Here is a 20,307-nt window from a genome sequence, read left to right on the forward strand (position 1 = left end):
TTTTTAGGGTTTGGACGGGCAACCTCAATCGCCCTCGGCCACCCGCTCGCGAATCCACTGCACGAACGCTCTGATCTTCGGCACCTCGGCCGCATGCTCGGCATGGGCGATGAAGTGCCGGCCGTTGCTCGGCACCGGGTGGTCCCAGGCCACCACCAGCTTGCCTTCGCTCAGCTCTTCGGCCACCAGGTAGCGAGGGATCAGGGCAATGCCGCAACCGGCGATGGCGGCGCGGATGCACAGGTAGAACGTGTCAAAGCGCGGCCCGTGGTAGCTGTTCTGGCTGTGCAGCCCCAGCCCCAGAAACCATTCATGCCAGGCCTCCGGGCGGGACACGCACTGCAGCAGGCGGTGTTCGGTCAGCGCCTCGGCGCTGCTGAAGTGGTGGCTGGCCAGTAGCTCCGGGGCGCACACCGGCAGCACTTCTTCGCTGAACAGTTCGATGCAGGTCGCCCCGGGCCAAGTGCCCTGGCCGAAGAAAAAGGCGATGTCGGCCTTGGCCTGCACCAGGTCGAAGGGTTCCAGTTCGTTGCGAATATCCAGGTGGATGCGCGGGTAGCGATCGCCAAAACCCTTGAGCCTGGGCACCAGCCAGCGGGCGCCGAAGGTCGGCTGGGTGGCGATGCGCAGCACTTCGGTCTCGTCGCCATAGCTGAGGATGTAGCGGCTGGAAATGTCGATCTGGGTGAGGATCTTGTTCACCTCGGTCAGGTACAGCGCACCGGCCGGGGTCAGGTGCAGGCGCCGGCGAATGCGCTGGAACAACGAGTGCGACAGCATCTCTTCAAGTTGCGCGACCTGTTTGCTGACCGCGCTCTGGGTCAGGTGCAGCTCTTGCGCCGCGCGGGTGAAGCTGAGGTGGCGGGCAGCCGCTTCGAAACACTGGAGGGCGGTGGTCGAGGGCATCAGGCGTTTGGACATGACAGGCGCGTACCGAGCAAAAAAAGGATGAAGTTCATTCCAAATCGGAATCATGTGCTTCGAAAAGGTCGTTTGTTGACCCAGACCTATAGATTAATACTGACCTGGATCAACGATTACAACCGGTCGTGCGAAGAGGAGGGAAGTAGCCAGTACCGGCATCTTCAGAACAACAAAAAAACCAACATCAGAAATTGATAAGAATTCTGCTCCAATTTTTAGCCGCCCCCGCGCGGCGACCCATTCGAGGGTTCTCCATGGCTTCGCTAGACAACAAGAAACAGCGTTCCTTGCAGCACGGCCTGACGTCCCGTCAGGTGTCCATGATCTCCATCGCCGGCATCATCGGTGCCGGCCTGTTCATCGGCTCCTCCAACGCGATTGCCACCGCCGGCCCGGCCATTCTCATTTCCTATGCCATGACCGGCCTGCTGGTGCTGCTGGTGATGCGCATGCTGGGCGAAATGGCCATCGCCAACCCCAACAGCGGGTCGTTCTCCACCTACGCCTCCGAGGCCATCGGCCCATGGGCAGGCTTCACCATCGGGTGGTTGTACTGGTGGTTCTGGGTACTGATCATCCCGGTCGAGGCCATCGCTGGCGCAGACATCCTGCATACCTACTTCCCCGCTGTGCCATCGTGGCTGTTCGCCTTCCTGATCATGGTCTTGCTGTCGGGTACCAACCTGATCAGCGTGAAGAACTTCGGTGCCTTCGAGTACTGGTTCGCACTGGTCAAGGTGATTGCCATCATTGCCTTCATCGTTGTCTGCAGTCTGGCCGTATTCGGTTTCTGGCCGCTGGCCGAGGTGTCGGGTGTGAGCCGGCTGTGGGACAACGGCGGCTTCATGCCCAATGGCTTCGGCACCGTGTTGGGCGGCGTGCTGATCACCATCTTCTCGTTCTTCGGCGCCGAAATCGTCACCATTGCCGCTGACGAAACGGCAAACCCGAAAGACAAGATTCGCCGCGCCACCAACCTGGTGGTGTACCGCATCGCCATCTTCTACCTGGCCTCGATCTTCCTGGTGGTGTCGCTGGTGGCCTGGAACGACCCGGCCCTGAAAGCCGTGGGCTCGTTCCAGCGGGTACTGGAAGTACTGAATGTGCCGGGCGCCAAGCTGCTGGTCGACCTGGTGGTGCTGGTGGCGGTGACCAGTTGCATGAACTCCGGCCTCTACACCGCGTCGCGGATGCTCTACTCCCTGGGTGCCCGTGGCCAGGCGCTGAGCATGACCAAGCGTATCTCCGGTGCTGGCGTGCCGACGGTCGCGGTCATCTTCTCGACCTTGGCAGGCTTTGCCGGTTGCCTGGTTAACTATGTGTTCCCCGGCAAGGTGTTCGGGTTCCTGCTGTCCACCACCGGTGCCATCGCCTTGCTGGTGTACCTGGTGATCGCCGTGTCCCAGCTGCGCATGCGGGCACGTGCCGAACGTGAAGGCACACCGCTGGAGCTGAAGATGTGGCTGTTCCCCTGGCTGACCTGGCTGGTGATCGGCACCATTGTCATGGTGTTGGGCTACATGCTGTTCAGCGATGCCTACCGTTACGAGACGCTGATGACGGCGGGGGTGACGCTGTTCATCCTGCTGGTGTCGCTGACCCAGCGGCGTGGCAAGGTGGTTGCGCAGACCGCGTGATCCTTGGGGGCGCTTTGCGCCCCATTCGCGGCACAAGGCCGCTCCCACAGGTACTGTGCTGTCGTGTACAGACTGCTGGGAGCGGCCTTATGCCGCGATGGGCTGCAACGCAGCCCCGGCATTCTCATTGGCGCTGGCAAATCGCGGCGCTACCATCGACGCTTGCATCCCTTCCCATTCCAACAAGCACAGGAAGCGTATGAACGAGCAAACCCTTTCCCTCCAGCAACTCGCCGCGCCAGAAGGCAGCTGCTACGGCTGTGGCTGTGCCCACCCCAGCGGCCTGCACCTGCAAAGCCACTGGGACGCCGATGGCATTCACCTGTTGTGCCGACACTCGCCCGACAGCAGCTTCATCGGCTGGCCCGGCCTGGTCTACGGCGGCTTGCTGGCGATGTTGGTCGACTGCCATTCCAACTGGACCGCCATGGCCTACCACTACCGCAACGAAGGCCGCGAAGCGGGCAGCTTGCCACGCATCGATTGCGTCACCGGCACGCTCAACCTCAGCTACCTGAAACCGACGCCCATGGGGGTCGAGCTGCTGCTCAAGGCGCGCGTAGAAGGCGAAGTAGGGCGCAAGAGCCGGGTCATCTGCGAGGTCTGGGCGGACGATGTGCTGACGGTGACCGCCGACTCGGTATTCGTGCGGGTCGACACCGAAAAGCTCAAGCTCAAGGCCCATGGCCAGGCGTGATCGGCCAGTGCCGATGAGTGGTCGGTGATGGTCAGCGGGCGGGGATGTCACTAGAGTGACAAGCCCATCCCGCAGGCAAGGTAGACCATGACCGATCTGAGTGCATTCCCCATCACCCGCAAATGGCCCGCCCAACACCCCGAGCGCCTGCAGCTGTATTCGCTGCCCACGCCCAACGGCGTCAAGGTGTCGATCATGCTGGAAGAGATCGGCCTGGCGTACGAGCCGCACAAGGTCAGCTTCGACACCGATGACCAGATGAGCCCTGAGTTCATCTCCCTCAGCGCCAACAACAAGATCCCCGCCATCCTCGACCCGAACGGCCCCGGCGGCCAGCCGCTGGGGCTGTTCGAGTCGGGCGCGATCCTGCAGTACCTGGCCGAGAAAAGTGGCCAGTTGCTCAGCCAGGACCCTGCCGTCCGTTACCAGACCCTGCAGTGGTTGATGTTCCAGATGGGCGGCATCGGCCCGATGTTTGGCCAGGTCGGGTTCTTCCACTTCTTTGCAGGCAAGGAATACGAAGACAAGCGCCCGCGCGACCGCTATGTCAACGAATCGAAGCGCCTGCTGGGCGTGCTGGATCGGCACCTTGAAGGGCGGGAGTGGATGGTCGACACGTACAGCATCGCCGATATCGCCATCTTCCCCTGGGTGCGCAACCTGGTGGAGCGCTACAACGCCCGTGAGCTGGTGGGCTTCGATGCGTTCAAGGAAGTGCAACGGGTGCTGGCCAACTTCCTCGAACGCCCTGCCGTTCAGCGGGGCCTGAAAATCCCGGGCTGAACGCCAGGTACTTAACCTGTGGGGCTTGTTCCCACAGCCTCATCTTGCAGACTAGAAAATCTGATTCAGCACCCAGTACAGGCTACCCGCCAGCAGCATCGCCGCTGGCAGGGTCAGCACCCACGCCATCAGCAGGTTGATCAGCGTGCGCTTCTGGATCCCCGAGCCATTGGCGACCATGGTCCCGGCCACACCAGAGCTCAGCACATGGGTGGTCGACACAGGCAGCCCGAACATGTCCGCCGCGCCGATGGTGCACATCGCCACCACCTCGGCCGAGGCGCCCTGGGCGTAGCTCAGGTGGGTCTTGCCAATCTTCTCGCCCACCGTCACCACGATGCGCCGCCAGCCGACCAGGGTGCCCAGCCCCAGGGCGATGGCCACGGCCACCTTGACCCACAACGGGATGTAGCGCGTGGCGTCGTCCAATTGGGTCTTGAACAGTTGCACATGGCTGCGGGTGTCGGCATCAAAGGTTACCAGCTGGTTTTTCTCGATCAGGCGGATGGCTTCGCTGGTCAGGTACATGTCGTTACGCACGTTGGCCATGGCCTCGGCCGGCACGCGCTTGAGCGAGCCATAGCCTTTGACTTCTTCGCCGATCATGCCGGTCAGTGCGGCGAGTGCGGGCACCAGTTGCGGGGTGGGCTTGGGCTCGGTGATGAACAGGGTCAGCACCTGGCGAGGGTCTGCCGGCACCGGTTGCGGATCGCTGCGCACCAGCGCCTGGCGCGTCACCTCGGCAACGGCCGAAAACTGCAAGGACTGCTCGCTGGGCATGGTCTTGTTCAGGGCATACGCCATCGGCAGCGTGCCGACCAGAATCAGCATGATCAGCCCCATGCCTTTCTGGCCATCGTTGGAGCCGTGGGCAAAGGACACCCCGGTGCAGGTCAGGATCAGCACGCCGCGGATCCACCACGGCGGCGGTGTCTGGCCTTCGGGTGCCTGGTACAGCGCCTTGCGCTTGACCAGTGCGCGCAGGGCTAGCAGCAACAGGGCGGCGCAGGCAAAGCCGATCAGCGGCGAAAACAGCAGGGCATAGCCCACCTTGCTGGCCTGGCCCCAGTCCACTCCGCTGGTGCCGTCGCGCCCGTGCATCAGCGCATTAGCCACCCCTACGCCGATGATCGAGCCGATCAGCGTGTGCGAAGACGAGGCCGGCAGGCCCAGCCACCAGGTGCCCAGGTTCCAGATGATCGCGGCTAGCAGCAAGGCAAAGACCATGGCGAAACCGGCCGAAGAGCCGACTTGCAAAATCAGCTCTACCGGCAGCAAGGCGATGATGCCGAACGCCACCGCACCGCTGGAGAACAGCACGCCGAGGAAGTTGCACAAACCCGACCAGACCACGGCAACCGGTGCCGGCAACGAGTGGGTATAGATGACTGTGGCCACGGCGTTGGCGGTGTCGTGGAAGCCGTTGACGAATTCGAAACCCAGGGCAATCAGCAACGCCAGGCCCAGCAGCAGGAACGGCGTGACGGTGGTGATTACCGTGCCGCTGGCGCTGACGTCCTGTTTCAGGCTCCAGGCGGTATAGGCGAGGCCGGCCAGCAGCAGGCCGAAGAACAGAACCACGGTGGCGCGGCCGGGCTTGTGAGACAGCTGCGGGCGCGCATCGCGTTGGGCCAGGTGCGGCTGGCTGGCCAGGGACGGGGTTGCCATGGGGGCTCCGATTGGCGTCGGGCGAAGGTGCCGAAGGCTGTGAGCATAGAAACAATTCGTTACTGGCCCGTGACCTCGGTCAATGAATTATCTAGGCTCAAGACAGACGGCAATGGCCGGAGAAGCCCATGATCCGCTGCAAACGTGTCTACGAAGCGCTCGCCGAGGAAGACGGCCAGCGTGTGCTGGTCGACCGCCTGTGGCCGCGCAACAAGCGCAAGGATGACCTGCATGGCCAATGGCTGCGCGAGGTGGCGCCCTCGCAGGGTTTGCGCAAGGCATTTCACCAGGGCGAGGTGGATTTTGCCGGTTTCACCCAACGCTACCGGCAGGAGCTGACCGCACACCCCGAGTACTGGTACCCGCTGCTGGGCCTGGCCGCCAGGGGCACGCTGACCTTGCTCTATGCCGCCAAGGACACCGAGCACAACAACGCCCAGGTACTCGCCCAATGGCTGGAAGATGAGTTGGAGCGCCATGGCCCGGGCAGTTCGCCCGTGTGCTATGCCACCTAAAGCGGTGCACAATAACGGCATGAAGCTCATACCCGCCACCGATGCCCACCGCAGTTTCGCCCGCGACCTCACGCGCCGGGCCATGCTGCCGTACTACCGCGAATTCGACCTGCTGTGGATCGAAGAAGCCTTTGACCAGGCCTGGGCCTGGCGCGAGCAGTGGCTGGTGATGGAGGGTGAAGAGGTGCTGGGCTACTGCAGCCTCAGCCAGGACCGCCAGGCATTGTTCATTCGAGAGCTGCACCTGCTGCCTGAGCACCGCGGGCGCGGCATCGGCGGCCGGGTGCTGGAGGCCCTCGCCGGCTGGGCGAAACAGCGGCGTTTGCCACTGCTGCGCTTGATGGTGTTTCGCAGCAACCCGGCTCGGTTGTTGTATCAACGCAGGGGCTTTGCGGAGGTGGGCGAGGATGAATGCTTCGTGCGCATGCAGCGCGTCATCGACTGATAGCGCAGTGATGGCTTGTCGCGGCTGGTGACCATGGGCATAGTGGGGTCTGAAATTTACCGCTGCTTACAGGACGGTGGGCGGCGTTGGATGATGTTCAAGGACAAAGGAGAAACGTGAGATGAATGGATTCGGTCCGCGACTGCGCGAAGAGCGCGAACGGCTGGGCATGACCCAACGGGTGTTTGGTGACATCGGTGGGGTCGAGCCCAATGCCCAAGGTAAGTACGAGAGCGGTGAGCGCACGCCCCGCGCCGATTACCTCGCAGCACTGGCCGCCCAGGGCATGGACGCGCTCTATGTGCTTAGCGGTGTGCGCACCCCGGCACCGCTGGGCAACCTGACCCAGGACGAGGCCGACTTGCTGGGCGCTTTTCGGCAACTGCCGGTCGACGATCAAGCCGCGCTCTGGCACTTGCTTGGGCGTTTGTCAGGTGAGGCTAAAAGCCGTGAAACAGTGAGGCCTTTCACACTTGGCCGTCAGGCGTATCTGACAGAAGTTTTGCGTTAGGCCCGCCATGAAAAATTTTGTTAAGGTGGCGGGATCCAATCGCCCTGCAGACGAGGTGTGTGCTTGATTAGGGTCTTAGTGGTCGATGATCACGATCTGGTACGAACCGGTATTACCCGCATGCTGGCCGACATCGATGGCCTGCAAGTGGTGGGTGAGGGGGATTCGGGGGAGTCGGCGCTCAAGCTGGCGCGGGAACTCAAACCCGACGTCGTCCTGATGGATGTGAAAATGCCCGGCATCGGCGGCCTGGAGGCCACCCGCAAACTGTTGCGCAGCCATCCCGACATCAAAGTGGTCGCGGTCACCGTGTGCGAGGAAGATCCGTTCCCCACGCGCCTGCTGCAAGCTGGGGCTGCCGGTTACCTGACCAAGGGCGCCGGGCTCGACGAAATGGTCCAGGCCATCCGCCTGGCCTTTGCCGGCCAGCGCTACATCAGCCCGCAGATCGCCCAGCAACTGGCACTCAAGTCGTTCCAGCCACAAGGCTCGCCGTTCGATGCGTTGTCAGAGCGCGAAATCCAGATCGCCTTGATGATCGTCGGCTGCCAGAAAGTGCAGATCATCTCCGACAAGTTGTGTCTCTCGCCCAAGACCGTCAATACTTACCGTTATCGGATCTTTGAAAAACTCTCGGTCACCAGCGACGTCGAACTGACCTTGCTGGCCGTTCGCCACGGTATGGTTGACGCAAGCCTGTAAACCTCATGTCCCAAGCTTTTGATGCCAGCGCGTTTCTGGCGACCTGCAGCGGTCGCCCGGGCGTTTATCGTATGTTCGACGCCGAGGCGCGGCTGCTCTATGTGGGCAAGGCCAAAAACCTCAAGAAGCGCCTGGCCAGCTATTTCCGCAAAACCGGCCTGGCGCCCAAGACCGCTGCGCTGGTGGGCCGCATCGCCCAGGTCGAGACCACCATCACCGCCAACGAGACCGAGGCGCTGCTGCTGGAGCAGAACCTGATCAAGGAATGGCGGCCGCCGTACAACATCCTGCTGCGCGACGATAAATCCTACCCCTACGTGTTTATGTCTGACGGCGACTTCCCGCGCCTGGGCATCCACCGCGGTGCGAAAAAGGCCAAGGGCCGATACTTCGGCCCATACCCCAGCGCCGGTGCCATTCGCGAAAGCCTCAGCCTGTTGCAAAAGGCCTTTTCGGTGCGCCAGTGCGAAGACAGCTACTACGCCAACCGCACCCGGCCCTGCCTGCAGTACCAGATCAAGCGCTGCAAGGGGCCGTGCGTCGGCCTGGTCGACAAAGACGAGTACGCCGACGATATTCGCCACTCGGTGATGTTCCTCGAAGGCCGCAGCCAGCAGTTGGGCAACGAGCTCAATGCCGAGATGGAAAAGGCCGCCATGGCCCTCAATTTCGAGAAGGCCGCCGAGCTGCGCGACCAGATCGCCTTGCTGCGCCGCGTGCAGGACCAGCAGTACATCGAGGGCGGTACCGGTGACGTCGATGTGATCGCCGCCTTCGTCAACCCCGGTGGCGCCTGCGTGCACCTGATCAGCGTGCGCGGCGGGCGGGTGCTGGGCAGCAAGAACTTCTTCCCCCAGGTGGGCATCGAGGAGGAGGTGGCCGAGGTCATGGCTGCGTTCCTGTCCCAGTACTACGTGGGCAATGCCGAACGCGAACTGCCCGGTGAGCTCATCGTCAACGTGGTGCACGAAGACTTCGAAGCCATCCGTGAAGCCCTGCAAACCCTGCGCGGCCGCGAGCTGACCATCACCCACCGGGTGCGCGGCACCCGGGCCCGCTGGCAGCAGTTGGCAGTGACCAACGCCGAGCAGGCCCTCAACGCCCGCCTGGCCAACCGCCAGCACATGGCCGCCCGTTTCGAGGCCCTGGCCCAGGTGCTTGGCCTGGACGAAGTACCGCAGCGCCTGGAGTGCTACGACATCAGCCACTCCAGCGGCGAGGCCACCGTGGCCAGTTGCGTGGTGTTCGGCCCGGAAGGCCCGATCAAGTCCGATTACCGCCGTTTCAACATCGAAGGCGTGACCGCCGGCGACGACTATGCGGCCATGCACCAGGCCCTGACCCGCCGCTACGGGCGCATCAAGGACGGCGAGGGCAAGCTGCCCGACGTGTTGCTGGTGGACGGCGGCAAGGGCCAGTTGAACATGGCCCGCGACGTCATGCAGGAGCTGGCCTTCACTGACCTGACCCTGCTGGGCGTTGCCAAGGGCGTGACCCGCAAGGCCGGTTTCGAGACCCTGTACCTCAACGACGTGCACCACGAGTTCACCCTCAAGGGCGACTCACCGGCCCTGCACCTGATCCAGCAGATCCGCGACGAAGCCCACCGTTTCGCCATCACCGGCCACCGCGCCCGGCGCGGCAAAGCCCGTCGCGTGTCCAGCCTGGAAGACGTGGCCGGGGTCGGCCCCAAGCGCCGTCGCGACCTGCTTAAACACTTCGGCGGCCTGCAAGAGCTCAACCGCGCCAGTGTCGATGAAATCGCCAAAGCCCCTGGTATCAGTAAAAAGCTTGCCGAGTCGATTTATGCCAGCCTGCATAGCGAGTAGAATGCCTGGCTCAACCCGCAGCCAGTCGTACCGATGAATATTCCAAACCTGCTCACCGTTCTACGCGTCCTGCTCATCCCGATCTTCATCCTGCTGTTCTATGTGCCCTATCACTGGAGCTACATGGCCGCCAGCAGCGTGTTCGCCGTCGCCGCCGCCACTGACTGGCTGGACGGCTACCTGGCGCGCCGCCTGCAGCAGAGCACACCGTTCGGTGCCTTCCTGGACCCGGTGGCAGACAAGCTGATGGTCGCCGTGGCCCTGGTGTTGCTGGTGCAGGTGCACGCGAACTTCTGGCTGACCTTGCCGGCGGCGGTGATCATCGGCCGCGAGATCGTGGTGTCGGCGCTGCGCGAGTGGATGGCCGAACTGGGGGCGAGGGCGCATGTGGCAGTGTCCAACCTTGGCAAGTGGAAAACTGCGGCGCAAATGCTTGCGCTGGTGATCCTGCTGGCCAACCCGCCGGGTGTGACCTTCTGGGTCATTCTGGGTTACGGGCTGCTGCTGGTGGCGGCAGGCTTGACCCTGTGGTCGATGGCGCATTATCTGCTGGCCGCCTGGCCACACCTGCGCGAAGGCTCGGAGCAGAAATAAAAACTTTTTTGAATCAAGGGGTTGACGCCGTTTTAGATATTGCTAGAATGGCATCCATCACGACGCGGGAATAGCTCAGTTGGTAGAGCACGACCTTGCCAAGGTCGGGGTCGCGAGTTCGAGTCTCGTTTCCCGCTCCAAATTCGATCCTCAGTGCGTCGCTGGGATCACAAAAAAGAGGCCTTAGGGCCTCTTTTTTTGTGCCTGGAATTTGGTGTGTGCCGAACTTTGGTATTCCCGCTGTACCTGTAGGTGCTGGCGCGTCGAGGCGCCGAACCGCTGTGATCGGCTGCAAAGTTGCCGTGTCGGTCTCGAATGTGAGGTGCTTCATTCTCGCGAAGCGTCGCTCGCCGCAAGTGAGATGGATATCCGTCCTCGGTGTCACTTGTTCAGCAGTTCCTTGAGCAAAGGGCTGTGGGAATTGATTGTTCTCTCTAGGTGAGTGACTGCCGGCGTTTTTCAAGGTAGTTGTCGCGTCAACCGTCTAACTATGCCGCTCTCTTCTCGACCTGTGGTGCTCGTTGTTGTACCAACGCATGAAGTCCCTCACCCATGCTCATGCGGCGTCCAGACTGGCAAAACCATTCTGCGGCCATTGCGGGCAGTACTTCAGCGTTCTAAACAGCGACTCCGAGTAGGGATTGTCGTTGCTGACCCGCGGTCGGTCTCGCGAGGGCGTGATCCCCAGTTCGTACATCTTGCTCAACAGCGTCACCGATTTCATCGGCGCTCCGTTGTCCGGGTGCAGCACAAGCGGTTCGCGTAAACATTGCTCACCGATCACGCTACGTTGCAGCAGCTCGGCGGCTTTCTCGCCGCTTTCCACGTCGTAGACCTCCCAGCCCACGGCCTTGCGACTGTAGATATCCTCGATCAGATAGAGGTAGTAATACTTGCCGCGTATCGGCGACGGTAGATACGTGATGTCCCATGACCACACCTGATTCGGCCCTTTTGTCGCATGTGTCGTCGGCGCCGCCTGCCGCCTGGGGCGCTGACTGCGACCACGATGATGCTGTTGACCCGTCATGCGCAAGACGCGATAAAACGTCGCCTCCGACGCCAGATAACGCCCTTGATCGGCCAGGCGCGGCACGATCTGGCTGGGTGGCAAGTGAGCATAATCAGCGCTGTTGCACAGCGTCACAATTGCCTGTCGCTCGACCTCACTCAGCGCATTACACGGCGCTGGTCGCGCGATAGTCGTTCGCCCATCGGCCTGAACGATCTCGGGGCCAGTCCAGCGTTGCAGGGTACGCAGCGACAGGCCAACCTCCCGGCAAGCCTTGATTTTTCTGGCTCCCGCCGCGACGGCTTCGCTCAGCCAGTCAATGAACAACTGCCGTTGCGGCAAAGAAGTCAGTTGCCCCCCAGTAGTCGTTGAGCTTTTTTCGCAGCACCAACAACGCGGCTGTTTCAGCGAGCGCCTTGTCTTTGCGGCGCAGTTCGCGCTTAAGTTCATGGATACGTTTCTTGTCTTTGTGCGACTGCTCCCGATCTTCTTTTTGCTGAGCCTTCTCCGACTTCTGGCCGGCGATGAAGGCTTGCCGCCAAGCCGTGATTTGCTCGGGGTAAAGGCCTTTACGACGGCAATACTCGCCCAGGTCGATCTCGGACAAGCCGGCCGCTTCGAGAACGACGGCAAATTTGGTTTCGGCTGGCTAGCTCTCGGCCGATGACTTGTTTTCGGACACTGCACTTCCTTCAGAACTGAGCTGCTTGCGCCAGTTGGACAAAGACATTTCGCTGACCCCTTGCGCCGGGAAACCTCGGCCATCGACAGGTTCAGCGGGGGAAGCAGCATCTTGAGTAATGCGGCTCTGCGTTCAGGTGAATAGTACGGCACGATCCGTCTCTTTCCGCCCCCGATGTGTTTTGTTAGGAAAAATCGGAGAGGCGACAACTATCCTGACACCGGGGGCTTGCAAAGCTCAGCCTGCTGATCATCGCTTGTCGCCGCTGTTCTTGGGGCTTGCTGTAGAGCTTTATCTTGGAGTCGAGGCTGTGAACGGATACGCCCAGGCGCTGGGCAAAATCGATAGCAGGTTTTCCTCTATCGGCACTTACTTGACCGATAAACTCTTGAATTCTTTGGGGTAGCGGTGAGGGCTCATGTTACCTCCTATTTGGGCCTCATTATTAGGCATGGAGGTATGTAGGAATACGTGAACCCTTATTCGATCATGCGGATCCCTCAAATTACCTATGCTCCGATCCGGAATCGTAAGCGGTTTATCAGTCGTCCTTAGCTCGCCTTTCTTGATGTGTCTAGTGGAATTGGGTGAGTAAATATAACTCAAAATTCCCTTTGGGTTTTGCGCGTCAATTCCAGTGTTTTTGGAAATTGTAAACTGCCGCGCAGCCACTTTATTGATTTGCTCTGTCGATTGTAGGATTCGTTCAATGTCGCTGAGGCATTCAGCAATCAAAAGGGAGCGATGAATATGTCAGATCAATCAGATAAATTTGAACATGTAAAAACAAGCGATCTGCTAAAGGAAAATCCATTTGCTGGGCGTGACTTTTTTTGGGAGCAGCACCGTTTTGAGCGTGATGGATATCTTAAGATAAATCACTTGATAGACAGTGAGGTCAATCAAGAAATCACCAGCGATGTTAAGTATCTCCTCTCGAACTTCGCAAAGCGGAGAGATTTTCTTATTGAATCAACCGGGAATACCCCTCGATATTTGAGTAATGTCCCCCAAGAGACCATAGAGCAGGAGGGTAGATATATTCCGAGGGCGTATAGGTCTAATTATTTGGCGGGTTTGATCAGTGGTATAGTTAAGGAGGATGTGATTCCGACTCCCTGGAAATGGGATAACTATATTATCAATAGCCAGCATAAGGTCGGTGATACTCACGGTTGGCACTGGGGCGACTACCCGTACACTATTATTTGGGTGGTAGAAGCGCCCGATATCGAGTGCGGAGGACTATTGGAATGTGTGCCTCACACTCGCTGGGATAAAAGTAATCCACGAGTGGAAAATCTCTTGCTCGAAAATAAAATAGACTCGTATTTTCATTCATCAGGAGATGTCTATCTACTGAAAGCTGATACGACATTGCATCGAGTGAAGCCCCTTACTAAAAATGTACGAAGGATTATTCTGAATACGACATGGGAGCGTGCACGAGATAAGGATCGTCACGTGGAACATGAAACATTCGTCTTTCGAGATTGATGGGTGAGTGAGCATGAGTGCTATTAAGTTCTCACATACAAATCTGATTACTCCAGACTGGAAGAAGCTATCTCAGTTCTATATTGACGTATTCCACTGTGTGCCGTCTGGTCCAGTTAGGCAGCTATCGGGGTGCTCCGTTGCTGAAGGCACTGGAGTTTCAAGGCCACAGATCGAAGGATTGCATTTACGCTTACCAGGATTTGGGAGCGATGGACCTACACTGGAAATATTCCAATACAGCAGGCACATTCGGCAACCCTTAAAGCACGCAAATACTCGTGGCATCACGCATTTAGCATTTGAAGTTACAGATCTTGATTCTGTGTGCGCAAATGTAGTTCGTTATGGTGGGACGATGCTGGGGCGGTTGGCAAAGCTCCCGGTTGAGGGGGTCGGAGTATGTACTTTTGTGTATGTTCGGGATCCTGATAGAAATATCATTGAAATCCAAAGCTGGGAGGATTGATGAGTAAGGTATTGGCGCAATTTGATTTGGTGAAGCCGAGATTTCCAAAAGAATCAGTGGAGATGGCAGGGTTTTATGCGAATGTTGATCGCATCAATAGCATTGCAGAGAGTTCAGATGGTTTTATTTGGAGAGAAACTAACGAGGATCAGGAAGGGCTTCAAGCTTTATGGGGCGAAGGATATCTATATACGCTATCAGTTTGGGATGATGTTGCGTCTCTGAAGAAATTTCTCTATCACACGCCACATGCTCAAATGCTGAGTAAAGGCCATGAATGGTTCCACAAAATTATGCACCCTAGGATGGTCTTGTGGTGGGTGAGGAGGGGGCATGTCCCTAGTCTTTTGGAAGCACATGAACGATTGACTTGGTTGTTTGAAAAAGGTGCTTCTTACAAAGCATTCGATCTGAAAAATTCTTATGGGCCAATTTCCATTTATTGAGAGGGAACTATGGGTGCTCTGGTTTATGAGGATCAAAAACAGCTTGCTGTATATTACAAAAAGGCATTTGGTGCGCCCGAAAGCATAATCGGTCTTGGCAGGGATGCTGAAACGCTGAGGCGTTCAGTATATTCATTGGAAAATAATTGGAATGCGGTTGAAGAGGGTTGTATTGACTTGGCTGGACTGCCTAAGGTCAAGGCAGAGTTCATTAACTGGTATTTGGTTATGGAACGGAGGATGAATTCCGATATCCGATTCTTCATCGAGTTTTTGAGGCGGAAAGCAAGTTTAGAGCAAATAGCCTATTACATATGCATGGAAGAGCTAGTGGATGGGGCATTCGATGATTTAATGGCTATGGTGCAGCTGGGGATGCCAATAAAGCCGAAGATGGTGGCGGCGGAGAACTATTGGGATGAAATGGGGGGTGGCAATGCCGCTGCGGTCCACACTGTGATGTTCAAAGATTCCTCTATCTTCATGCGAGATATCCTGCGGCAGGCAAACATAACAGCAGAGCAACCAACGTTAGAGTGCCTTATGAATGGTAATGTTCTGTTGATGTGGGCGCTGAGGCGGGAATACAATGTAAGACTGATCGGTGCTATAGGGATCATTGAAGGTTCGGCCCCTGTCCGTTTTCGGGCAACTACAGAAGCTCTTGAACGGCTACAGGTGCCGAAAAAAGTAATAGCGTATCACCAGTCTCATATTAGTATCGATACCCGGCATAGTAATGCGTGGCTAGAGGTTGTTCTGGATTATTATGCCGGTAGTGGGGAGGAGGTTGTCCGAGAACTAGCGCTGGGTGTTAGCATTCGTTATAACGTGGCGCTGCGTTATTATCATCACATGTACCAGATGATGCGGAGTATCTCTCAATGACTAAGCTTTCAGCTGTGGTTGTTGTGGATCCGATAAGTTCTGCGTGTTATTACGGTGCGGAGATTCAAAAGCACGGCTACTTGAGTATAGCTTTAATCAGCGTAAAGCGGTTGTCTGAAGCGGTTCGTCGTCTACAAAACCTAAATGAGTTTGAATCTATTGTTTATGCAGGTGACCTTGATGAAGCAATGCAAGCGCTTTCTCGGTACAGTATTCGTGCAGTTATCCCGGGGTCTGACGTAGGTATTAAGTTTTCCGATGCGCTCAGTAGTATGTATGGTTTACTTGGTAATCCCGTCGAAAGCTCCCAGACCCGACTAAATAAATTAGAGTTGAAAAAAAAGTTAATTGCTGCAGGCGTACCGGCTACTTGGGCTCGTGGAGTCAGGCTAGAGGAGCTTAAGATTGATACATTTAAGAAAAATGACTACCCGTTAGTCGTGAAGCCGGCTCAGGGCACGGGTAGCCGCAATGTCAAAGTTTGCCGCAATCATCGAGAGTTGTACGCGGCAGTTCAGGCTGTCGAAAAAAATAGAGAAATCCAATCTGATGGCGAGCTTTATGCGCTGGTCGAAAAATACTTGGCGGGTGATGAGTATTTTGTTGTGACTGCGAATTGCGGTCTGAGTGGGCATAAGATAATGCTGTGCTTTGCTAGGTACGAGAAGGTCGAGGCAGATGGCAATCCAAGTATCTATAAAAATATACGCTCACTTTCTCTTAATGATTGTCGGGCGCTTCTCGCATTCTCATATGCGTCAGAGGTTAATAGCGCTCTTGAATTTTTTTGGGGTATTAATGATATCGAGTTAAAGATCGGCTCGAATGGGCCGCTGATTATTGAGCAGAATGGCCGATTGCCTGGGGCGAATGTTCCGAGGTTGATAGAGGCTTGTTCTGGTGTGAATTGCTATGAGCTAAATATAGATATCTTTCAGGGTGGATTTTCGAGTGTGCTTGAATCGGTGGAGTTTAGCAGGCACTTTTGTATTTGCTGCTTGATTTGCAATGTGTCTGGAGTGGTAAAAAATATAACCGGATTGGAGAAGGTGGAAGGCCTTGACTCATTTTATATGTTGGAACTGTCAGTGGCGGAGGGCGAAGTTGTAGGGCGGACGCGAGATTTTCTATCATCTTGGGGCATGGTTTACCTTGTTCATGAAAGTCAGGAGGTATTGGCTAGAGACTCTGACTTTGTACATAAAACACTTGCGCTGATTTGCGACTGAGTTAACGAGGTTTGTTTTTTTGGAGGTGATCAGCACGGTGTTATTATGTCTAAGTTGATAGTTGTAATGTTGGTTTTATTGTTTGTGTGCGTGGTCTGTAGAAGGGCGGTAGTAGCGCTCGGACAACCTAGAGTGCTTGGTGATATAGTTACAGGTATGCTTATGGGGCCGGCTATATTTGACGCCTATCTACCAAGCATCTCATTCCGCATAGGCTTACCTGAGACTAGGGGGCTGTTGAATGCCCTTGGTGAGCTCGGCTTGATAATAATCTTAGTAGAGATATGCTGGCACGGTATTTCTCGAAGAGAAGGAGATCTCAGTAATAGTAAAATTGCTTTGGTTGCATTCTTTGGTGTTGTAACGTCTTTTGCTGTTGGTGGGGTTTTGGCCTTCTATTCTAGTGAGGATATGGGGTTGCAGCATACCCTGCTTGGTTATATTTTGTTTTGTGGTATTGCATTCTCAGTTACTGCGCTCCCTGTTCTGGTTTTGCTTCTGGATGATATTGCGATAGTTGAGGCTAAAGCAGGGCGCGTTGCTGTTGTTGCAGCAGTGTATACAGATGTTTTTGTCTGGTGTGCGTTGGCTGTTATTTCAATTGTGTTGGGCGCTGGGGTAGGAGGCGGCATTGCATTAAATTTTGGGGTTGGGCTTATTTATGTCGCGACTATGCTGCTTGTAGTGAGGCCGATAATAATGAAGTCCCAGTTAGTGGCTGGGCTTGGTGATGGTGTGAAGGTGGTGGTGACAGTTATAATTGTGCTTGGCTCCTCGCAGTTGACAGAATTTTTTGGGGTTCATAGCTCAGTTGGCGCTTTATTAGCTGCTTATGTGGTGGGTGATGTAGCTGGGGTCAAAGGTGCTTGGGATAAGTACCTGTTTGGTATCAGGCAGCTTGTTATTCCTATGTTTTTTATAGCTTCTGGGGGGATGATTTCTGTAAGTGGCCTTTCGCAGGTGCATATTTGGTTCTGGTTATTCGTGTTTTTATTGGGGGCCACAATTAGCAAAATTATCAGCTGCTATATTGCGGGATTACTTGTAGGCATGAGGCAGCGTGCGTCAATGCAGCTCGGGATATTAATGAGTACGAAAGGTACTGCTGAGTTGGTTGTGCTGGCTGTAGGATATCGAGAGGGGCTCTTGTCAGACGATTCCTATACTGTGCTATTGATCCTTTCTGTCGCATCCATGATGTTGACAGTTCCAATGTTGGCCTTCTTAAATAGTTATTTTGGGCAGCATGGCGGATGTCCAAAGGGGTGACGATAATTCGCCTTTTGGCGCAACTTAAGAAGGTCGAAAAATGGATGTGATAATGGGGCTTGTGGCCGCTTTGTGTTGGGGGGTTACTGATTATCTAGTAGGAGTGAATGCGCGAACCTTTGGTGTGAAATATTCTGTATTCTTCAGTCAGTTGGTAGGGTTTCTCATGCTGAGTGGTTTCGTATTCATCTCCAGCAGTGGGTTCTCATTTATCATTAGATTGCCTCTGGATGTTGTCCTTATATGTGCATCGGCCGCAATTCTAACCTTAATTGGTGCCGTTTCACTTACTAGAGCCTTCGAGCATGGAAGAATCGCAATAATTGCTCCGTTGGTAACGTCGTACGGTATTTTTACGACATTATTGGCGTGGATGAGTGGGGAGAATCTGACCTTTTACCAGATTCTTGGGTTAGGTGTGTGCGCGTTCGGTGTAATGCTTGTAGGGTTGGGGCATAAGTCTCATGGGTTTATGGGCAATAGGAAGGAGGGAGGTGCAATCTGCTTTGCTCTGATAGCTGCCATCCTTTATGGGAGCAGTTTCTGGGTCCAAGGAAACTACGCGTTGCCTGCTGTCGGTGCCGTGAATATGTTGTGGATGAATTACTTGGTTGGAGCTTTGCTTCTGATGCCACTGGTTTTCAGTGTGAAGACTAAAAAAAGTATTGGGTTGAGTTCTTATGGGGCGCTAGGTGGCGCTAGTCTATTTAATTTAGGGGGGTTTACAGCTTTTTCATATGGAGCGCTCAGCGGGTCTGTTGCGATTGTGACAGTAATTAGTACGCTTTCAGGAGGGGTGGCTGCTGTTCTTGGTTACATATTTTATAGGGATAGATTAACTTTGTTGCAATGGCTGGGTATTGTCTTGGTCTTAGCTGGTGCGGTAGTGTTGCATTTGGTTTAATGGCTGGGTCTTGGGGTTTGTAAATTAGAGGTGAAGGCGGTGCGATGCAGTAGCGCCACATTTACATAAAAGTGAGTGGTCAAGAAATGGAATCTAAAGGCTACCTACCAAAAAGTCATGTTGATATTTTACCCTGCATGGCGACATTTGCTGTGGTTGTTGAAAGTGGGAGTTTTGTCGAAGCTTCCGTCAGGCTGGGTGTCACTGCCTCTTCAATTAGTAAGCAAATTACAAAGTTGGAGAGCGTATTATCTTTGAGGCTGCTAGAGCGAACGACGCGAAACTTGAAATTAAACCCGGAGGGAGAGGAGGTTTATGGGTACTGCAAAAGTGTGCTTGAATCGTCAGCTAATGTTTTTAGATTAAAGGATAAGCTTACAGATAACCCCCAGGGCTTGCTACGCATTGCAGTGACAAAATCATTGTATGCGGCGTGTAGTAAGTTGATTCCTGCTTTTTTGTCTCGATACAGAGAAGTGGATGTCCAAATGCTGTGTGGTGAAAGGTTTGACTTTATATCAGATGGCATTGATCTGGGAATAATAATAACTGATAGACCTCCGGAGGGCATGATCGCGCGCAAGCTCTGCGAGATTGACTTTGTGATTTGTGCGGCTGAAAATTATTTCAGGGAATCTAGTAGGCCTAATCATCCTTCAGACTTGACCTCGCATAGCTGTATTCCTTTCGTGGGGGACCCTGATAAACAATGTTGGAGATTCTCATCGGTCTCAGAAAGCTGTGATGTAGTAATTCCAGGTAGATATTTGTCAGAGTGTCCTGAGGCTACGTTAACTGCCACACTTTCGGGTGTTGGTATCTCGTGTTTGCCTGTGTGCTTGGCTGCAGAAGCAATTGGAGACAATAGGTTGCAGGTTTTGCTGCCTGATTGGGTTTTTAAAGGGGAACCACAGGGTACTGCATGGGTCGTTTATCAATCTGGAAAGTTTCTGTCGAAACGAGTTAAAGTCATGGTTTCATATCTTTTGAGTGAGCTCGCAGCCGCTAGTCAGGGTTGGAAAAAAACACGCTTATGAATCTTTCTTCTTTAGCGGGGTTGTGAAAATATGAAGGAAGGACGATATATTTGTCACAAGTGTTGGTATGAATATGAAGGGGTTCAGGTGTGCCAAGAGTCAGGCGTTTGGGTTGAAATAGATTTTATGGATCTCCCTGGTGACTGGGTTTGTCCGGATTGCGGAGTAAACAAAGCGTACTTTTCTAAATGTATGGTTGATACGAGTGGAGAGAGTGGATAGATCAAGCTCTATTTAACGTATGGTTAGAGATGCCTGGTCAATCTGTTGCTGTGGCTACCTTGCTTCTCGGTTTTCTTTCTAATATGTTGCAGGTTGAAACTTGAAATTATTGGATGTTTTAGGGGGGTGAGATCTGTAGTGAGTTTTTTGTTCCCAGCATCACCTTGGCAAACGCCTCGCGAACCGCTGTATGTCCGAGTGCGATCCATGAACCCCACCTACCGCCAGATGGAGCTTCGATTTACCGTTGCATCTCCGGTGAGCAGTTCCACGGCAGCAGCGCTTCGTAGTCCTCTACCGACGAGGCATGCGGCAACCGCTCCAGTACGTGGCGCAGCCACGTATAG

General features: G+C 55.4%; 20 protein-coding genes, 1 tRNA gene and 2 pseudogenes. 18 read left to right on the top strand and 5 right to left on the bottom strand.

Annotation, left to right across the window (positions count from 1 at the left end; all coding sequences use genetic code 11):
- Positions 1-24: 24 nt before the first annotated feature.
- The gene (gene gcvA, locus HU766_RS13325) at positions 25-921 is read right to left on the bottom strand and encodes a transcriptional regulator GcvA (protein WP_033699165.1); all 897 of its coding nucleotides are present in this window, start codon (positions 919-921) and stop codon (positions 25-27) included.
- A 257-nt stretch (positions 922-1,178) separates the two neighbouring features.
- Here gcvA and HU766_RS13330 point away from each other — a divergent pair, with 257 nt between their 5' ends.
- From HU766_RS13330 to HU766_RS13340, 3 genes are all read left to right on the top strand, one after another.
- Positions 1,179-2,561 (top strand): amino acid permease, encoded by a 1,383-nt coding sequence (locus HU766_RS13330; protein ID WP_033699163.1) that lies wholly within the window; start codon positions 1,179-1,181, stop codon positions 2,559-2,561.
- Positions 2,562-2,760: 199 nt separating this feature from the next.
- On the top strand, positions 2,761-3,258 hold the full coding sequence (locus HU766_RS13335) for a PaaI family thioesterase (protein ID WP_186657428.1): 498 nt from the start codon (positions 2,761-2,763) through the stop codon (positions 3,256-3,258).
- 87 nt (positions 3,259-3,345) lie between these two features.
- Positions 3,346-4,041, top strand: coding sequence for a glutathione S-transferase N-terminal domain-containing protein (locus tag HU766_RS13340; protein ID WP_186657431.1), 696 nt, complete (start codon positions 3,346-3,348; stop codon positions 4,039-4,041).
- A 51-nt stretch (positions 4,042-4,092) separates the two neighbouring features.
- Here HU766_RS13340 and HU766_RS13345 read toward each other — a convergent pair whose 3' ends face one another.
- Positions 4,093-5,709, bottom strand: coding sequence for an inorganic phosphate transporter (locus HU766_RS13345; RefSeq protein WP_186657434.1), 1,617 nt, complete (start codon positions 5,707-5,709; stop codon positions 4,093-4,095).
- A gap of 128 nt (positions 5,710-5,837) precedes the next feature.
- Between HU766_RS13345 and HU766_RS13350 the strand changes: the two genes are divergently transcribed.
- The 7 genes from HU766_RS13350 to HU766_RS13380 all read left to right on the top strand — a co-directional run bounded on the left by HU766_RS13350 (position 5,838) and on the right by HU766_RS13380 (position 10,445).
- On the top strand, positions 5,838-6,224 hold the full coding sequence (locus tag HU766_RS13350) for a DUF488 family protein (protein WP_186657438.1): 387 nt from the start codon (positions 5,838-5,840) through the stop codon (positions 6,222-6,224).
- Between the two features lie 19 nt (positions 6,225-6,243).
- Positions 6,244-6,669, top strand: a complete 426-nt coding sequence (locus tag HU766_RS13355; RefSeq protein WP_186657441.1) for a GNAT family N-acetyltransferase — start codon at positions 6,244-6,246, stop codon at positions 6,667-6,669.
- 121 nt (positions 6,670-6,790) lie between these two features.
- The gene (locus HU766_RS13360) at positions 6,791-7,180 is read left to right on the top strand and encodes a helix-turn-helix domain-containing protein (RefSeq protein ID WP_186657444.1); all 390 of its coding nucleotides are present in this window, start codon (positions 6,791-6,793) and stop codon (positions 7,178-7,180) included.
- A gap of 63 nt (positions 7,181-7,243) precedes the next feature.
- Positions 7,244-7,882 (top strand): UvrY/SirA/GacA family response regulator transcription factor, encoded by a 639-nt coding sequence (gene uvrY / locus HU766_RS13365; protein ID WP_027916239.1) that lies wholly within the window; start codon positions 7,244-7,246, stop codon positions 7,880-7,882.
- Positions 7,883-7,887: 5 nt separating this feature from the next.
- On the top strand, positions 7,888-9,711 hold the full coding sequence (gene uvrC / locus HU766_RS13370) for an excinuclease ABC subunit UvrC (RefSeq protein ID WP_047581216.1): 1,824 nt from the start codon (positions 7,888-7,890) through the stop codon (positions 9,709-9,711).
- 33 nt (positions 9,712-9,744) lie between these two features.
- On the top strand, positions 9,745-10,305 hold the full coding sequence (gene pgsA, locus HU766_RS13375) for a CDP-diacylglycerol--glycerol-3-phosphate 3-phosphatidyltransferase (protein WP_033699146.1): 561 nt from the start codon (positions 9,745-9,747) through the stop codon (positions 10,303-10,305).
- Positions 10,306-10,369: 64 nt separating this feature from the next.
- Positions 10,370-10,445, top strand: a tRNA-Gly gene (locus HU766_RS13380).
- Positions 10,446-10,864: 419 nt separating this feature from the next.
- Here the strand turns inward: HU766_RS13380 and HU766_RS13385 are convergent.
- Together HU766_RS13385 and HU766_RS26205 are read right to left on the bottom strand one after the other, a co-directional pair.
- A pseudogene (locus HU766_RS13385) lies at positions 10,865-12,151 on the bottom strand (IS3 family transposase); the annotation flags it as partial.
- Positions 12,152-12,226: 75 nt separating this feature from the next.
- Positions 12,227-12,368 (bottom strand): annotated as a pseudogene (locus HU766_RS26205) (IS3 family transposase); the annotation flags it as partial.
- Positions 12,369-12,749: 381 nt separating this feature from the next.
- Here HU766_RS26205 and HU766_RS13390 point away from each other — a divergent pair.
- From HU766_RS13390 to HU766_RS13425, 8 genes are all read left to right on the top strand, one after another.
- Positions 12,750-13,496: an ArpA protein gene (locus HU766_RS13390; protein WP_186657446.1), complete on the top strand. Its 747-nt coding sequence runs from the start codon at positions 12,750-12,752 to the stop codon at positions 13,494-13,496.
- 13 nt (positions 13,497-13,509) lie between these two features.
- The gene (locus HU766_RS13395) at positions 13,510-13,965 is read left to right on the top strand and encodes a VOC family protein (RefSeq protein WP_186657460.1); all 456 of its coding nucleotides are present in this window, start codon (positions 13,510-13,512) and stop codon (positions 13,963-13,965) included.
- Positions 13,965-14,411 (top strand): DUF3291 domain-containing protein, encoded by a 447-nt coding sequence (locus tag HU766_RS13400; protein ID WP_186657462.1) that lies wholly within the window; start codon positions 13,965-13,967, stop codon positions 14,409-14,411. Before HU766_RS13395 ends, HU766_RS13400 begins: the two co-directional genes overlap by 1 nt.
- 9 nt (positions 14,412-14,420) lie before the next feature.
- Positions 14,421-15,299, top strand: a complete 879-nt coding sequence (locus HU766_RS13405; protein WP_186657465.1) for an iron-containing redox enzyme family protein — start codon at positions 14,421-14,423, stop codon at positions 15,297-15,299.
- Entirely contained in the window at positions 15,296-16,528 is a 1,233-nt protein-coding gene (locus HU766_RS13410) for an ATP-grasp domain-containing protein (protein ID WP_186657468.1), read from the top strand. Before HU766_RS13405 ends, HU766_RS13410 begins: the two co-directional genes overlap by 4 nt.
- Before the next feature lie 66 nt (positions 16,529-16,594).
- Positions 16,595-17,797, top strand: coding sequence for a cation:proton antiporter (locus HU766_RS13415; RefSeq protein WP_238338611.1), 1,203 nt, complete (start codon positions 16,595-16,597; stop codon positions 17,795-17,797).
- 40 nt (positions 17,798-17,837) lie between these two features.
- Entirely contained in the window at positions 17,838-18,701 is an 864-nt protein-coding gene (locus HU766_RS13420; RefSeq protein ID WP_186657486.1) for a DMT family transporter, read from the top strand.
- A gap of 86 nt (positions 18,702-18,787) precedes the next feature.
- Complete coding sequence (locus tag HU766_RS13425) at positions 18,788-19,738, top strand: LysR family transcriptional regulator (RefSeq protein WP_186657487.1); 951 nt, start codon at positions 18,788-18,790, stop codon at positions 19,736-19,738.
- A gap of 463 nt (positions 19,739-20,201) precedes the next feature.
- Here the strand turns inward: HU766_RS13425 and HU766_RS13435 are convergent.
- The coding region (locus HU766_RS13435; protein ID WP_186657489.1) for a transposase domain-containing protein at positions 20,202-20,307 on the bottom strand (106 nt) is incomplete at its 5' end.

This window comes from Pseudomonas sp. SWRI77 (genome assembly GCF_014269105.1).
Lineage (GTDB): Bacteria > Pseudomonadota > Gammaproteobacteria > Pseudomonadales > Pseudomonadaceae > Aquipseudomonas > Aquipseudomonas capeferrum.

Coding starts and splice junctions, on each gene's coding strand:
- gcvA (WP_033699165.1), bottom strand. CDS start 921: ATGTCCAAACGCCTGATGCCCTCGACCACCGCCCTCCAGTGTTTCGAA.
- HU766_RS13330 (WP_033699163.1), top strand. CDS start 1,179: ATGGCTTCGCTAGACAACAAGAAACAGCGTTCCTTGCAGCACGGCCTG.
- HU766_RS13335 (WP_186657428.1), top strand. CDS start 2,761: ATGAACGAGCAAACCCTTTCCCTCCAGCAACTCGCCGCGCCAGAAGGC.
- HU766_RS13340 (WP_186657431.1), top strand. CDS start 3,346: ATGACCGATCTGAGTGCATTCCCCATCACCCGCAAATGGCCCGCCCAA.
- HU766_RS13345 (WP_186657434.1), bottom strand. CDS start 5,709: ATGGCAACCCCGTCCCTGGCCAGCCAGCCGCACCTGGCCCAACGCGAT.
- HU766_RS13350 (WP_186657438.1), top strand. CDS start 5,838: ATGATCCGCTGCAAACGTGTCTACGAAGCGCTCGCCGAGGAAGACGGC.
- HU766_RS13355 (WP_186657441.1), top strand. CDS start 6,244: ATGAAGCTCATACCCGCCACCGATGCCCACCGCAGTTTCGCCCGCGAC.
- HU766_RS13360 (WP_186657444.1), top strand. CDS start 6,791: ATGAATGGATTCGGTCCGCGACTGCGCGAAGAGCGCGAACGGCTGGGC.
- uvrC (WP_047581216.1), top strand. CDS start 7,888: ATGTCCCAAGCTTTTGATGCCAGCGCGTTTCTGGCGACCTGCAGCGGT.
- pgsA (WP_033699146.1), top strand. CDS start 9,745: ATGAATATTCCAAACCTGCTCACCGTTCTACGCGTCCTGCTCATCCCG.
- HU766_RS13390 (WP_186657446.1), top strand. CDS start 12,750: ATGTCAGATCAATCAGATAAATTTGAACATGTAAAAACAAGCGATCTG.
- HU766_RS13395 (WP_186657460.1), top strand. CDS start 13,510: ATGAGTGCTATTAAGTTCTCACATACAAATCTGATTACTCCAGACTGG.
- HU766_RS13400 (WP_186657462.1), top strand. CDS start 13,965: ATGAGTAAGGTATTGGCGCAATTTGATTTGGTGAAGCCGAGATTTCCA.
- HU766_RS13405 (WP_186657465.1), top strand. CDS start 14,421: ATGGGTGCTCTGGTTTATGAGGATCAAAAACAGCTTGCTGTATATTAC.
- HU766_RS13410 (WP_186657468.1), top strand. CDS start 15,296: ATGACTAAGCTTTCAGCTGTGGTTGTTGTGGATCCGATAAGTTCTGCG.
- HU766_RS13415 (WP_238338611.1), top strand. CDS start 16,595: ATGTTGGTTTTATTGTTTGTGTGCGTGGTCTGTAGAAGGGCGGTAGTA.
- HU766_RS13420 (WP_186657486.1), top strand. CDS start 17,838: ATGGATGTGATAATGGGGCTTGTGGCCGCTTTGTGTTGGGGGGTTACT.
- HU766_RS13425 (WP_186657487.1), top strand. CDS start 18,788: ATGGAATCTAAAGGCTACCTACCAAAAAGTCATGTTGATATTTTACCC.